Here is a 13631-nt window from a genome sequence, read left to right as displayed (position 1 = left end):
TCCTACCGCGTTCAGTTTTGCGATATGGCACCAGACTACAAAGCTTCCGTCCACCGTGAGATGGCGTAGGCGTCCGGTGCGTACGGCAAAGGGAGCGGCCCCCGGTGGGAACCGCTCCCTATGCGGCGCTTTTGTGGATTACTTGGCGCCCGCCGCGCCGCGGCGGATGCCCAGGCGCTCGACCAGCGCGCGGAAGCGCGTGATGTCCTTCTTCGCCAGGTACTGCAGCAGGCGACGGCGCTGGCCGACGAGCAGCAGCAGACCACGGCGGGAGTGGTGGTCGTGCTTGTGGGTCTTGAGGTGCTCGGTCAGGTCCGAGATGCGGCGGGTGAGCATCGCGACCTGGACCTCGGGGGAACCGGTGTCACCCTCCTTGGTGGCGAACTCGGCCATGATCTGCTTCTTCGTAGCGGCGTCGAGCGACACGCGGTACTCCTCTGGGTTTCGGTCCGTGAGCGCCCCTGGATTTACTTCACAGGGGATCTTGGATGACTCGACCGGACCGTCACACAGCGTACCAGCTGCGAACGGCCCCCCGACCGGGTGGTCGGGGGGCCGTGGCACGGGCGGGGTGGGCGCGCTAGCCGCCGGTGAGGCCGCGCACCTCGTTGTAGACGTCCAGGACCGCCAGGCACAGCGGCACCAGGGACAGCAGGATCAGACCGTCGAAGACGTCGAAGATCCGGCCCCAGAAGGGAGTGACGCCCTTGCGCGGGACGATCAGGCCGACGCCGACCAGGAGGGCGGCGCCCACCGCGATGCTGCTGGAGAACCAGACGGTGCGGATGTTCAGCGGACCGGAGTCCTGGTACTGCATGAGGTCGACGAAGATGTCCGTCGGCGGGTGCAGCGTGATGCCCAGGATCAGCAGGACGATCGTCAGGATGCCGGCGATGGTCAGGCAGGCGACCTGCGCGGTGTAGTCGAAGAGCCGGGCGCGGAGCATGATCGTGATGCCGGCGGTCAGGGCCAGCAGCTGGGCCCACATGTTGTCGGAGAAGCCCAGGACGATACCGGCCGAGCCCACGACCAGGGCGGCGCAGCCGGCGACCAGGCCGAGCAGCAGCTCGTGCCCGCGCTTGGCCTGGTTGCCGATCTTGACGAAGTCGACGGACTCGGTCTCGCCGCCGTTGTCGAAGGAGCCCTTGGCGATCTGGTCGGGCGACTTGTAGCCGATGGGCAGCCGGGCGAAGCGGGCGGAGAGACCGGGCAGCCAGGCGACCATCGCGATGGCGACGACGGCGGTGACGGCGGCGACCTCGCGGGGCTGGGCGTCGGTGAGGATCGCGGCGAAGACCGCGAGGGTGCCGATGGCGGACAGGAAGGCGGCCGCCACGAAGGGAGCGTCACCGCGCGGCAGCAGGACCACCAGCAGCACGGAGGCGATGAGGACGGTCACACAGCCGACGAGCAGGTGCAGCCGGCCGGGGCCGGCGCCCTCGTCGACGGGGAAGATGCCGGAGCCGGCGATCAGCAGATGCGGCAGCGCGGCCAGGCCCAGCGCGATGGAGGAGCCGTGGTCGTCGTAGACCCGGGCGCGGACGCCGGCCAGCGCGACCAGGACGATGCCGACGACACCGGCGATGATGCCGGGCAGGCGGTGCATGTCGCGGTCGACGGGGTTGGAGAACCACAGGGCGAACGCCATCATCACGAGCAGCAGCACGCCGGCGGTGAGGCCGACGAGGTGCATCAGGTCGTCGCTCCAGCGGCTGCGGTTGCGCTTGACCGCGGAGGCGACGGCGTCGGAGACGTCGTCGAAGACCGGGAGCGGCAGCGATTCGGCGAACGGCTTCAGCAGCAGCAGGTCGCCGTCGAGGATCTGCTGCTGTGCGAGCGACTGCCCGGCGTCGAGGACCGTGCCGTCGCGGCGTACGAGGTGGTAGCCGGTCGGTGCGCCTTCGACCTGGGACTGCCCGGAGAGCCGCAGGATCTCCGGATAAATGTCGACGAGTGCGACGTCCTCCGGCAGAGCCACGTCGATCCGTGCGTCCGGCGCGGCGACTGTGACCCGGCAAAAGCCGGTGCCAGTGCTCGTGCTCACCTGGCGGTTCCCCCTATCCGTTGGGCGTTTTGTCGCTTCGCGCGCCGTATATATAGAGCCGTCACTGCGGGGCTGTCGGCACGCTCGCGAGGCGTCAGCGTACCGTCCAATTCAGCGACCGCCCCACCCACCCCGAGACTTGACGCTTAACAGTAGGATCAACGCCTGGTTCGGGCCAAGGACTTGGCTCGGGGGGACCGTCGAATCCAACGGGGGCGGTCCGAGACTGCGAGATGCATGAAGGACTGATGCCTCGGTGAGCGTTGTCATCGTCAAGCGCCCGCCCCGCGCGCTGCCACCCGAAGTTCCCTCGGAGGAGGTGACACTCGAGGCACCTCCGGAGCTGCCGCGTGAAGGCGAATCGGAGAACATGCTGATGACCCTTATGCCCATGATGGGCATGGCGTCATCCGCGGGATTCCTGTTCATGGGCAACCAGCCGTTCATGAAAATCATGGGCGGCTTTATGGTGGCGTCCACTCTGGCAATGGCGATCGTACAGATCGTCAAAGCCCGCCAGGGGCCTTCCGGACAAATGCTTCAGGAGCGTCAGGATTACCTCAAGTACCTGACGCAGAAGCGTAAAGAGGTGCGGCGCACCGCGCGCAAGCAGCGGGATGCGCAGCTCTTCACGCACCCCGATCCGAGCCAGTTGTGGTCCATCGTGGCCGAGGGCAAACGGGTGTGGGAACGGCGGGCGACCGACCCCGACTTCGGGCAGGTACGCCTCGGGCTCGGGCCGCAGCAGTTGGCCACTCCGCTGAGGGCGCCGGAGACCGCGCCGGTCGACGAGCTGGAACCGCTCACCGCGCATGCGATGAAGGAGTTCCTCGACAAGCACGGGCAGTTGGACAGCCTGCCGCTGGCGGTCTCGCTGCGCGCCTTCTACCACCTGACCGTCTCCGGCGACCCGGACACGGTCTACGGCGCCTCGCGCGCCATCCTCGCCCAGCTGTGCACCCTGCACTCGCCCGAGGACCTGGTGGTGGCGGTCGTCGCCGCGCCCGGTGCGCAGGCCGAGTGGGAGTGGACGAAGTGGCTGCCGCAGGTCCAGGACAAGTCCACGGACGGCGCGGGCAGCCGCCGGCTGGTCGTCGGCGACCTCGGTGAGGTCGAGGAGCTGCTGGCGGACGAGCTGGAGGGCCGCGGGCGGTTCAACCCGCAGGGCACTCCGGTGACCGACACCCCGCATGTCGTGGTCGTGCTCGACGGCGGCGAGGTCCCGATGGACTCGGTGATCGCCGGTGCCGAGGGCCTGCAGGGCGTCACCATCCTGGAGGTCGTCCCGGGCGACCTGGACGAGATCCGCGGTGGTCTGGCCGTGCAGGTGTGGCCGGGCAAGCTGGTGCTGGAGTCGGCCAGCGGCGCGGTCTACCACGGTGTCTGCGACACCCTGTCGATCGCCGAGTCGGAGGCGCTGGCGCGTCAGCTGGCCCCGCTGCGGGCGGGATCGGGTGCCGACGGCGAGGATCCGCTGCTGTCCTCCATGGACTTCACCGACCTGCTCAACATCGGCGACGCCGGTTCCCTGGACGTGTCGCGTACGTGGCGGCCCCGGACGCTGGCCGAGCGCCTGCGCGTCCCGCTCGGTGTCGACCGTGACGGCCAGCCGGTCATGCTGGACATCAAGGAAGCCTCGCAGCAGGGCATGGGCCCGCACGGCCTGTGCGTCGGTGCGACCGGTTCCGGTAAGTCCGAGGTGCTGCGCACCCTGGTGCTGGCGCTCGCGGTCACGCACTCCTCGGAGACGCTGAACTTCATCCTCGCGGACTTCAAGGGTGGCGCCACCTTCACCGGTATGTCGGAGATGCCGCACGTCGCGGCGGTCATCACCAACCTCGGTGAGGACGTCACACTGATCGACCGCATGCGCGACTCGATCACCGGTGAGCTCCAGCGGCGCCAGGAGCTGCTGCGCTCCGCGGGCAACTACGCCAACATCACCGACTACGAGAAGGCGCGTGCCGCGGGTGCCCCGCTGGACCCGCTGCCGTCGCTGGTGATGATCATCGACGAGTTCTCCGAGCTGCTCGCCGCCAAGCCCGACTTCATCGAGATGTTCATCCAGATCGGCCGTATCGGCCGTTCGATGGGTGTGCACATGCTGCTCGCCTCGCAGCGTCTGGAAGAGGGCAAGCTGCGCGGTCTGGACACCTTCCTGTCCTACCGGCTGGGTCTGCGGACGTTCTCCGCGGCCGAGTCGCGGACCGCGATCGGTGTGCCGGACGCCTACCACCTGCCCAACGTCCCCGGTTCCGGCATCCTGAAGTACGACACCGAGACGATGGTCCAGTTCAAGGCCGCATACGTCTCCGGTACCTACCGCGGCCCGGGTGGCGGCGGCCGCAGCGGCCCCGGTGGCCGGTCGACGCGGATGCCGGTGCCCTTCACCGCGGCCCCGGTCATCGAGCAGATCGTCGAGGAGCCGGTGGCCGTCGAGGCGGCCGAGCCGGAGATCGACGACGCGCTCGCCGACACCGTGCTCGACGTCATGGTCCAGCGGATGCAGGGCCAGGGCCCGCCGGCGCACCAGGTGTGGCTGCCCCCGCTGGAGGAGGCGCCGACGGTCAACCAGCTGCTGCCGACGCTTGCGGTCACCCCCGAGCGGGGCGTGCACGCGGCGGAGTACACCGCGCTCGGCAAGCTCGTGGTGCCGGTCGCGCTGGTGGACAAGCCGTTCGAGCAGCGGCGCGACGTGATGTACCTGGACTTCTCCGCCGGTGCCGGTCACGGTCTGGTCGTGGGTGGTCCGCAGTCGGGCAAGTCGACCCTGGTCCGTTCCGCCATCGCGGCGTTCGCGCTCACCCACACCCCTGCCGAAGTGCAGTTCTACTGCCTCGACTTCGGCGGCGGCGGCATGCTGACGATGGAGGACCTGCCGCACGTCGGCGGCGTCGCCTCGCGTCTGGACGCGGAGAAGGTCCGCCGTACGGTCGCCGAGGTCGTCGGCATCCTCAACCAGCGTGAGGAGTTCTTCCGGCAGAACAGCATCGACTCGATCGCGACCTACCGCCAGCGGCGGGCCGCGGGCGCCTTCCCCGACGAGAAGTGGGGCGACGTCTTCCTGATCATCGATGGCTGGGGGACCTTCAAGACCGACTACGAGCAGCTCGACCCGGTGATCCTGGACATCGCCGCGCGGGGTCTCGGTTTCGGTGTCCACCTGATCATCGCCGGCGCCCGCTACACCGAGGTCCGCCCGGCGCTGCGCGACCAGCTCCTCAACCGCGTCGAGCTGCGCCTGGGCGACCCGATGGAGTCGGAGTTCGACCGCAAGCGCGCGGAGAACGTCCCGATGGGCAAGCCCGGCCGCGGTCTGTCCCCCGAGAAGCTCGACTTCCTCTCGGCGCTGCCGCGCCTGGACGGGATGAGCGACCCGGAGACGATGAGCGACGGCATCGCCAACCTGGTGTCGACGGTCAAGGAGCACTGGCAGGGCGAGCCCGCCCCCAAGGTGCGGATGCTGCCGACGATGCTGCGCGCCACCGATCTGCCCAAGGGCAGCGACTACCCGGAGCACGGGATCGCGATCGGTGTCGACGAGACCACGCTGTCTCCGGCGTTCATCGACTTCGAGACCGACCCGCTGCTGGTCATCTACGGCGAGAGCGAGTCGGGCAAGTCCTCGCTGCTGCGCCTGCTGACCAAGCAGATCGCCGAGCGGTACCCGTCCGACAAGGCGCTGATGGTGGTCTCCGACTACCGCCGCGCACTGCTCGGCGAGGTCCCGGAGAGCCATCTGTACAAGTACTGCGCCGCCGGTCCGCAGCTGCAGGAGGTCATCAGCGGCCTGGCCGGTTCGCTGGGCCGACGGATGCCCGGCCCGGACGTCACGCCGGAGCAGCTGCGCAACCGCAGCTGGTACGACCTGCCGGACGCGTTCGTGATCGTCGACGACTACGACCTGGTGGCGACCAGCAGCGGCAACCCGCTGCAGCCGCTGCTGGAGTACCTGCCGTTCGCCCGTGACCTGGGTCTGCGCCTGATCATCGCGCGCAGCTCCTCGGGTGCCGGACGGTCGTCGTTCGAGCCGGTGATGCAGCGCACCAAGGAGCTCGGTGCGCAGGGTCTGATCCTGTCCGCCGACCCCGCCGAGGGTCCGCTGATGGGCAACACCAAGGGTCAGCCCCTCACGCCCGGCCGGGCGACGTTCATCACCCGCAAGCGCGGTGCGCAGCTGGTCCAGACGGGCTGGCTGCCGGCCAACGGCCAGTAACCCGCGGCACGCACAACGGCGGTGGGGCGTCCCTCTCAGGAGGGGCGCCCCACCGCCGTTTCGGTGCGGGTGCCGGTGCGTGCCGCACCGGTGAGGGGTCAGCCGAAGGCGCCGTGCTGGCCGGTGTCGGGCGCGCCGGCCGCCGTGTCCGGCTTGGCCTGCTCCGCCTTGGCCGCCGCCGGTGCCTGCTCCGGCTTGGCCTTCGGGTCCCGCTCGCCGCCCGGTTCCGCAGCGGCCGGCTGGGTCCGTACGCCCTTGGCGATGCCCTCGCCGCCGCGCGTCTTGGCCTCGCCGGCCTTCGCGGGGCCGAACGGGTCGGGCCCGTGCGCGGCCGTGGAGGTTTCCCACTGGTGCCGTACGGGCGGCCGCTGGCTCTGACCGCCGCCGCCCCCGCGCTTGCCGAAGGCGCCGCCGAGGCCGTTGGCGAGCTGTCCGAGCGCCATGAAGCCGTAGGCGGCGTCGCGGCCGGACGTGGACGGCGCGTTGTTCGCGGAGTTGTCCACCGGGGGCGCGCCGTGCTGCTCGGCGGCCTTGTTGTCGGACTGCGCGGCGGCGGTCTCCAGGTCGGCCGCGGCCAGTTCGAAGGCGGGCAGCGAGTCGTCGACGGACCGCTTGAGGCGGTGCCACTCGGCGGCGAACGCCTCGCCCGCCGGACCGTGCCAGTTGGCCGCGGCGGCGGTGCCGACGTGCCGGTCCAGATCGCGGACCATGCCGTCGAGGTGCTTGCCCATCTCGCGCCAGCCGGCCGCCGCCTCGTGCAGCGCCTCGGGGTTGCGTCGCTCGTTCACTTGACGCTCCGCATCATCTCGACCAGCTCGTCCTCGGTCGCCTGCGTGTTGGCGACGGTCTCCTTGAGGCCGCCGCCGACCTCGGCGAGCCGCTGCTGGAGCTGGACGAGGGCGTGCTCGGCCTGCTCGTACAGCTCGCGGTAGGGCCGGGCCGCCTCATCGCCGCCGAACCCGTCCCGCAGCGCCTCGGCATCCGCCCGCCTTCTGAATGCGGCCAGCTGCCGGCTCAGTTCTTCCGCGCGTATCTCGAAGGTCGCACCGAGCGTGCGCAACTCCTCCGTACTGAGCCGGACTTCGTCGGACATCATTTCTCCCCGAATTGAATGACAGCTGCCTGCCAACATCGCCTCAGGTCTAGCACACCCGCAATAGGCCCGAAGCCCGCCGTCGAGCGGGCGGCGGAGCCAGCCCGGAATGCATACCGAGCAATTTGCGGCATTACCGACAACCCCCGCCTTGACGACCCGTTCACACCCGTCATTAGACTCAGGACGCCGGTGCAGCACACGCGGTTGCTGTGCCACGACGTTCAAGGGGGCAGGGATGAGCAACGAGCGGCAGATCCAGGACGAGGACCTGATGGATGTCGCCCAGGACCCGGAGCAGGCGCACCGGCTGCGCAAGGCGCTGAAGGTCCTGGCGGATAACCCCAATGTCGGCGGCAAGCTCCAGGAGATGGCCCAGGAGGTGCTCTCGGGGCGCATCGGCATGAAGGAAGCCATCCAGACGCCGGGCTACATGGACGCCATCGGTGACCGGATGAGCGAGATCCGGCGGGCCGCGGAGAACCAGACCATGGCCGAGCGCGAGGAGTCGCGCGAGAAGTTCGCCACCTGGCAGAAGGAGCAGGACGAGAAGGAGGACAAGGAGCGCGCCGAGCGCGACGCCCCGTCGTCCAACATCGTCACGACCCCGCGGCGCGGCGGCGGACGCGGACACCGGCGCTGATCCCGGACACCGGCCGCTCCCGGAAATCGGCGTCGGCGCGGCCGATTCGGCCGGCACCTTCGCCGATACCGTCGATACCGTCGATGTAGGTGGTATCGGCGGTATGGCGGATTGCGCCCGATGCGGTTGATTCGCTCGTTTCGCATGATTCGCGGGAATTGCTTGATTCGCTCGGTACGGAGGAACGCAGATCGCCCGCCCAAGGAATTCGGGCGGATCTGCTTCCTTTCCACACCGGGCGGTCTCGAATTCTCCACAACAGGCCGGGGAAACGGGCCTCAGGAACCACCGCCAACCCGCTCACCCCACACGCCACCGGCACAACGCCCCCACACCCACCCCGGCCTGCGTGTTCCAGTTCCGGAACAGAGACCCCGCACCGTCCCGTGCACGCGCGCCGGATCATAGGATCGAGGCGGTACACGCAGGAATCCACGAAGGTGGAGGGCGGGATTGATGGGGGACGAGGAAGCCATGAGCGCCTCAGAAGAAGGAAACGCCCGGGCGGCCGGATACGCACCGCATCCGTACATCGGCGGCCGCGGCGCCGCGCTGCGCGCCCTCGCGGCCTGGCGCATGCGGTGGCCCGGTGCGCCGCGCGTGATCGCGCTCACCGGAAACCCGGGAAGCGGGCGTTCACGCCTGATCACCGGCTTCCTGATGATGTGCGATCCCGACTACCGCAAGCAGCTGCCGCTGGACGACATGGACCCGGCCACGGTGCCCCCGGACCTGCCGGCGCCCGCCGTCCCGAGCCCCGGCGGCCGCACCGCGGCACAGGTTCTGTGGCTCCTCGCCGACCACTTCGAGCTGAGCGCCGCGCGCAGCGAGGACATCTTCACCGAACTCGCCGGTCGTGAAGAGCCGGTGACCATCGTGGTGCCGGACGTGGACCAGGCCGGTCCGGTGCGCGCCGCGAACGAACCGGCCCGCCTCATACGGGACGTGCTCCAGCCGCTCGCCGCCACCGAAACGGTTCAGCTGCTCGCCGATGTGCCGCGCGAGCTGGCCGCCGAGCTGACCGCGGCGCTGCCGGACGGCCAGGCGCAGATCATCGATCTGGACGCTCCCGAGTGGGCCGACCCCAAGGGCCTGGCGCTGCACGCCGAGACCGCTCTCGGGGCGCCGGAACTCCCGTACACCGCCGACCCGTCGGCCCGCCGGGCGCTCGCCGCGGCGATGGCCGAGCGCGCGGCCGGCGACCGACTGACCCTCCAGCTCGCCGTGCAGTCGCTGCTCATGCAGCCCGAGGGCTTCGACCCGGCGGACGCCTCCCTGCTGCCCGGCAGCGTCGGCGAGGCGCTCGATCTGCACGCCCGACGGCTCGGCGCCGATCCCCAGGTCCTGCGGCTGATGCTGGCACCGCTCGCGTTCGCCGAGGGCGAGGGCCTGCCGGTCCAGCTCATCGCGCCGCTGGCGAGCGCCCTCGCCGGACGGGACATGAGCCAGGACTTCGCCGACGGCATGCTGCTGGCGGCGCCGTTCGTCCAGCCGGTCGAGACCTCCTCGCACGACGAGGATGCGGAGGAGGAGCCGGACGGGGGCGTCCCCGGAGCCGGTTCCACGGCCCGCCCCGACGACGGTGCGGCCCGTGTGCTGCTGCGCCTGGTGCACCCCGCGCTCGCCGCGGAGATCCGCTCCGGGCTGCCGGACGTGCGGGACGCCCAGACCAAGATCGCCATGACCCTGCTGGAGGCGGTGCCGCAGCAGGACTGGTCACAGGCCGACCCCTACATCCGCGACCACCTCGCGGCACACACCCTCGAAGCCGGTCTGCTCCCCCAACTCCTCACCGACCCGGGCCTGTTCGCACACGCCGACCCGGTGACGCTGCGGGCCGCCATCGAGGCCGTGCCGGTCGAACAGCTCGGCGCACCGGCCCGTACGTACCTGCGGACCGCTCCCCTGCTCACCCGCTCCCAGGCGTCGGCCACCATGCGCGCGGCGCTCCTGGAGAGCGCGTTCGTCGAGGACGGGCTGGCGCCGTACGCCCAGGCCCTGCACGCACGCGGCTTCGCGCTGCCGTGGCGGACGCTGTGGAGCGTGCCGCTGGCCGGCGTGCGCGCGGTGACGATCGCCTCGCTGTCCCCGGACGGCGAGGGCGCATCGACGGCGGACGCGGCCGAGGGCGACGGTTCCCCGGCGTCCGGCGGTACCGCGGCCCCCCGCGCCGTCGCCGCCCTCCTCGTTCCCGAGGGCACCCCCGGTTCCCGTACGGTGCCCGGCGGCCCGGACGGCGGAGAGGGCCAGAGCGGCGGGGTGGCCCTGCTGCTCCACGATCTGCACGCTCCGCAGTACCTCGACGCCGACCCCGCGCGGACGGTGCAGCCCTCGGAGGAGGAGCGGGCGGCCGCGCCCTTCGCCCTCAGCCGCGGCGCCGACTATCTGCGGGTCTGGACCCGCGCGAGCCGGGAGGTGGTGGCCGCGCTGCTCTCGGATTCCCCGATCACCGGCGCCGACCTCTCCTCCGACGGGGTCCTCGTCGTCGCCACCGAGCGCGGCGTGACGGCCCGGCAGATCCTCGCGCCCGTCCCCGCCGCCCCCACCGTGCCGGCCCAGCGCACCGGCACCACTGACGCCGACGCTCCCCACGGCCTCGAAGGAGACCACTCGTGATCACCCAGGCGCAGGCACACGCCACCGCCGCCCGCTGGCTCAACCCCGAAGGGCATCAGGGCCCGCCGCGCGAGGTGGCCATGCAGGAGTTCGACCTCGGCTGGGTGGTGTGGGCCGTACCGCCTCCCCCGGAGGTCGACCCGGAGACCGGGCAGCGACGCCCGCCCGCCGAGATCGGCACCGCCTGCGGCGTCGTCGACCGGGCTACGGGCGAGCTGACGGTGTGGCCGTCCGTACCCGTCGACGAGGTCGTACGGATGTACCAGCAAAAGCACGGCGGCGGCGCGGGCACCGCTCCGGCGGAACCGGCCCGACCCCCGGTCACCGGCCCCGGCAACACCGCCGTCGCGACCTACAACGATCCGTCGACCGGCGAGGAGACCAGCCTGGTCAAGGTCTCGGCTCCCGGGCAGCCGCCCGTCGAGTTCCAGCTCCACGACGAGCTGCGGCGGCTGGGCGTGAACGCCGCGGACGTCCGCGCGATCCACACCGACCTGCGGCCCGCCCTGCTGCCCGGCGGCTACCCCGGCGACTTCATCCTCCGTACGTTCCCGAACGCCAGCTTCTCCTGCACCGAGGGCTACGGCATGCGCCCCGAGGAGCGCGCCGAAGGCATCGCCGGACTACTGCGGCACGTCGAGATGATGCACCAGATGGCGGGTCGGCAGGCACCGCCGCGTCCGCACCGGCTGCCGGTGCCGGAGCGCGTCGAGGCCGCGCCGCAGATGCGTGATGTGGCTCTCGGCAAGCACCTCGTGGAGGTCTTCGGCCCCCAGGGCGTAAGCCGCCCGGACGCCGACGACGTCGCCGCGGGGCAACTGCCCGAGGCCACCAGGAACACCCTGGTCTGGGCCGGACTGCCGACCGCGGTGCCGTACTTCTTCACCGCCGACCGCCCCGACACCCCGCCCCCCGGCGGGATGTTCACGGACGTGGCGTCCTCCCTGCGCGAGACCGGCACCGAGGCCCGCGAAGAGGCCCTGACCACGCTCGCCGGCTACGTCCGGCTCGGCACCGACGGCCTCTACACGATCGCCGTCCAGTGCGTCGCCCCCGAAGCGCAGCAGAACATGGTCGGCACCATCTGGGCCGTCCAGCCGTCTTCAGGCGGCGGCCGGTTCGTCAACCGCACGCTCTCCGCGTATCTGCGCTCGCTCGCGCTGCTGGTCACCACGCGACGCGAGATGCAGGGGATGGACCCGCTCGCGGCGGGCGCGGCGGTCGCCGCCTTCCAGGAGCAGATCGCCGCGATCGACTCCTGGGCACTGGACGACCAGGGCAACTGGTGGTCGCTGGTCATCGAGCAGATGTGGCACGGGCTGTTCTGAGACTCTGAGGCACTGCCGGGGCGCCGAGGGCCCGGGCCCCGAGCTCGGGCGCTGGGCGCCGTTCGGCCGCGCGGGGCGAGTCCCCGAGCGGCCGAACGGCGTCTGCGTGCAAGTCGTCCGGCCGGACGGCAGACGACTACGAGCCCGCCCGGACCGCGGACGATTCGACGCGGGGCCTGCCCGTCGACGTCGGGAATGACGGCAGCCCCGCCCCGCCGGCCCTGCTTCTGCCTCGCCCTGCCCAGCTTCGCTCTGCGTCGCTTCGCCCCGCCCTGCCGTCAGGGCAGCAGCAGCCAGTCCGCCGCGAGCGCGGCCGCCAGCCCGATGCCCAGCAGCCATGTGCCGAGCCGGGTACGCCCGTTCCGGCTGAGTTCGATCACCACGCCGCAGAGCACCAGCGCGGCCCCGTACACCCCGACCACCAGGACGGACGTACGCGAGGCCAGGCGCACCACGAGCACCGTCGCCATCGCCGCCATCAGCACTGAGGCCAGGACGATGCGTATTCGCCTCGCCTGACGAGGCGTCAGCCCCACACGACTCTCGGGAAGGGGCTCTTCACTGCCGGGTGCATCCATGAGCGGAAATGCTACGGGACAAGTGATCGTCTCCGCGTCCCCGTCCGGCCGACCTCTCCCCCGGTGGACCGCAGGCCGACGAGACATGCGCACCGCACCCCCGCCCCGGAAATCCCACCCACCACATCGCCCCACACCACCCCGGCCGAATTCCCCAGCCCCACAAACCGACCGTCAATACGTCACACGGCGGCCCCACCCGGCGAACGAATCTCCCCCGCCTCGACTGACGCCGCATCACAGCCGACAATCACAGCTTGATCACCATGCCGGGCCACCTACCGGCGCGACTACTTGATCACGCCCTCCACTCCCACACGCGCCGCGCACCCCCCCTCACCCGCGCATCACCCGCGTACGCCCTTCCCGCACACCCACGATTGACCAACAGCGCACCAATACTTAACCTGCACTTTAAGTATGCGGTCGAGGCCTGCCATCATCCGCTCTCCACCCGCCCCCCTCCGCAAGATTCACCAATGCCTCCAAAGGCATAGGTGGGTCAATTCCCCAGAATCTCATCGGTATTGACATGCCGAGATGCCCACACATTCTCCACACTCCCACCTTGACGCGCCCGCATTCAGATCACCTAATGTGGGAGCATTAGGATCGCGCCAAGAGTCAGCGCGCGACAGGGTTGAAAACGGGGGCAACGGTGGCAGCAGGCAAGGCATTTGACGTCGATCCGGATGTGCTGCGGACACAGGGCAACGCCTTCGTCCACATCGGCGGCGATTTCTCGAAGGCCTCGAAGAAGCTGCAGGACGACCTCGAAGCCCTCGGCAGCCCCTGGGAAAACTGCGACTTCGGCGACATCTTCGAAACGGTCTACACGCCCATCAGGGACGGGATGTTCACGTCGATGGACTCCCTCGGTGAGCGCCTCGAAGGCATCGGCGACAAGCTGACGCACATGGCCAGCACCTACGCCGAGTCCGACGAGCAGGGCATCCACACCATCAGCGCGGTCGGCCGCCCGGCCATCTGACGCCCGGTCCACCGCACGCGATTCCCACGCGAGCCCCTGAGCCCAGCTCGACCTCCTGGCTCCCTCACTCCCACTCCCTTCTCCACCCCATTCCCGCCTTCGCCATTCCACACCGCAATCGG

Annotated in this window: 10 protein-coding genes; 5 read left to right on the top strand and 5 right to left on the bottom strand. The window is 70.5% G+C overall.

The window, feature by feature from the left end:
• Nucleotides 1-138 precede the first annotated feature (138 nt).
• Nucleotides 139-426 (bottom strand): 30S ribosomal protein S15, encoded by a 288-nt coding sequence (gene rpsO, locus WAB15_RS29655; protein ID WP_128511718.1) that lies wholly within the window; start codon nt 424-426, stop codon nt 139-141.
• Between the two features lie 154 nt (nt 427-580).
• A complete protein-coding gene (gene eccD / locus WAB15_RS29650) occupies nt 581-2044 on the bottom strand; it encodes a type VII secretion integral membrane protein EccD (protein WP_407288085.1) in 1464 nt (487 codons plus the stop codon).
• Between the two features lie 256 nt (nt 2045-2300).
• Here eccD and eccCa point away from each other — a divergent pair, with 256 nt between their 5' ends.
• A complete protein-coding gene (gene eccCa, locus WAB15_RS29645) occupies nt 2301-6260 on the top strand; it encodes a type VII secretion protein EccCa (RefSeq protein ID WP_399151148.1) in 3960 nt (1319 codons plus the stop codon).
• 98 nt (nt 6261-6358) lie between these two features.
• Here eccCa and WAB15_RS29640 read toward each other — a convergent pair whose 3' ends face one another.
• The gene (locus WAB15_RS29640) at nt 6359-7048 is read right to left on the bottom strand and encodes a WXG100 family type VII secretion target (protein WP_407288084.1); all 690 of its coding nucleotides are present in this window, start codon (nt 7046-7048) and stop codon (nt 6359-6361) included.
• On the bottom strand, nt 7045-7353 hold the full coding sequence (locus WAB15_RS29635) for a WXG100 family type VII secretion target (RefSeq protein WP_399150841.1): 309 nt from the start codon (nt 7351-7353) through the stop codon (nt 7045-7047). The genes WAB15_RS29640 and WAB15_RS29635 overlap by 4 nt, the downstream gene beginning before the upstream one ends.
• Nucleotides 7354-7591: 238 nt before the next feature.
• Between WAB15_RS29635 and WAB15_RS29630 the strand changes: the two genes are divergently transcribed.
• The 3 genes from WAB15_RS29630 (at nt 7592) to WAB15_RS29620 (ending at nt 11940) form a co-directional block, all read left to right on the top strand.
• On the top strand, nt 7592-7996 hold the full coding sequence (locus WAB15_RS29630) for a hypothetical protein (protein WP_399150842.1): 405 nt from the start codon (nt 7592-7594) through the stop codon (nt 7994-7996).
• 474 nt (nt 7997-8470) lie between these two features.
• Entirely contained in the window at nt 8471-10612 is a 2142-nt protein-coding gene (locus WAB15_RS29625; RefSeq protein WP_407288083.1) for an ATP-binding protein, read from the top strand.
• Nucleotides 10609-11940, top strand: coding sequence for an SUKH-4 family immunity protein (locus WAB15_RS29620; protein ID WP_407288082.1), 1332 nt, complete (start codon nt 10609-10611; stop codon nt 11938-11940). Before WAB15_RS29625 ends, WAB15_RS29620 begins: the two co-directional genes overlap by 4 nt.
• Nucleotides 11941-12218: 278 nt before the next feature.
• Here the strand turns inward: WAB15_RS29620 and WAB15_RS29615 are convergent, their stop codons facing one another.
• Complete coding sequence (locus WAB15_RS29615; protein ID WP_407288081.1) at nt 12219-12518, bottom strand: hypothetical protein; 300 nt, start codon at nt 12516-12518, stop codon at nt 12219-12221.
• A gap of 658 nt (nt 12519-13176) precedes the next feature.
• On the opposite strand from WAB15_RS29615, the gene WAB15_RS29610 reads away from it, so the two are divergent.
• Nucleotides 13177-13509: a WXG100 family type VII secretion target gene (locus WAB15_RS29610; protein WP_407288080.1), complete on the top strand. Its 333-nt coding sequence runs from the start codon at nt 13177-13179 to the stop codon at nt 13507-13509.
• The last annotated feature ends 122 nt before the right edge of the window (nt 13510-13631 follow it).

The organism is Streptomyces sirii (assembly GCF_045690365.1).
Classification (GTDB): Bacteria; Actinomycetota; Actinomycetes; order Streptomycetales; family Streptomycetaceae; genus Streptomyces; species Streptomyces sirii.
Note: the sequence above shows the minus strand (reverse complement) of the source record. Positions and strands in the feature narration are given on the sequence as shown.

What these genes read in the sequence shown, in the direction of transcription:
- WAB15_RS29615 (WP_407288081.1), bottom strand. Translation starts at nt 12,518, where the DNA reads ATGGATGCACCCGGCAGTGAAGAGCCCCTTCCCGAGAGTCGTGTGGGG.
- WAB15_RS29625 (WP_407288083.1), top strand. Translation starts at nt 8,471, where the DNA reads ATGAGCGCCTCAGAAGAAGGAAACGCCCGGGCGGCCGGATACGCACCG.
- WAB15_RS29630 (WP_399150842.1), top strand. Translation starts at nt 7,592, where the DNA reads ATGAGCAACGAGCGGCAGATCCAGGACGAGGACCTGATGGATGTCGCC.
- WAB15_RS29635 (WP_399150841.1), bottom strand. Translation starts at nt 7,353, where the DNA reads ATGTCCGACGAAGTCCGGCTCAGTACGGAGGAGTTGCGCACGCTCGGT.